Origin of the sequence: Phytoactinopolyspora endophytica (assembly GCF_004138495.1) — a bacterium.
In the GTDB taxonomy this organism is placed as follows: Bacteria; Actinomycetota; Actinomycetes; order Jiangellales; family Jiangellaceae; genus Phytoactinopolyspora; species Phytoactinopolyspora endophytica.
The window spans coordinates 18858-19653 of the sequence record NZ_ML142871.1 but is presented as its reverse complement, the minus strand read 5'-3'; the positions used below and the strand labels follow the sequence as shown (position 1 = coordinate 19653).

At 64.6% G+C, this 796-nt stretch carries 1 protein-coding gene; it reads right to left on the bottom strand.

From position 1 onward, the window contains the following. Window positions 1–796: ABC transporter ATP-binding protein (locus tag ELR45_RS39675; RefSeq protein ID WP_205857561.1), on the bottom strand; the 796-nt coding region annotated here is incomplete at both ends.

The following is a 796-nucleotide window of genomic DNA, read 5'->3' as shown; positions in this document are numbered from 1 at the left end:
CGCCGCCGTGGTGGGAAGGCATCTCGGCCGTGCTGATACGGGTGACCTCTTCAGCGGGAGAGTCGTCTTCAGCGGGAGAGATGTCAATCACGGTGCCGGTTGTAGGCGTGGGCAGCGAAGCGGGCGGTATGGCTCCCGAATGGCTGTACAGGTGGCAGTAGGCGAGGTGGTCGCCCGCGAACTGGCTCACCGGTGGTTCTTCGACGTCGCAGATGCCGGGGATGGCGTGGTCGCATCTGGTGCGGAAGGGACAGCCCGCGGGGCGGTTCTGCGGATGCGGGACCATGCCACGGATGGCGGGCAGGGGCTGGCGCTGTGTTCCCTCGCGCATGGCGGGAATCGAACGTAGCAGGGCTTGGGTGTAGGGGTGTTTGGGTTCGTTGAAGATCTGTTCGACGGTGCCGTGTTCGGCGACTCGGCCCAGGTACATGACGGTAACTTCGTCCGCGATCTCGGCGACGACGCCGAGGTCGTGGGTGATGAACATCATGCCCATGCCGGTCTCTTGCTGGAGGTCTTTGAGCAGGTCGAGGATTCTGGCCTGGGTGGTGACGTCGAGGGCGGTGGTGGGTTCGTCGGCGATGAGCATTGCGGGGTTGCAGGACAGCGCGATGGCGATCATGACGCGTTGACACATGCCGCCGGAGAGTTGGAAGGGGTAGACGTCGAGGCGTTGTTCGGGTTGGGGGATGCCGACACGGCGTAGCAGGTCGATGCCGATCTCGCGGGTCTGGTCTTTGGTGACGTCGCGGTGCAGCCGGATCGCCTCGGAGAGCTGGGCTCCGATGGTGTACAT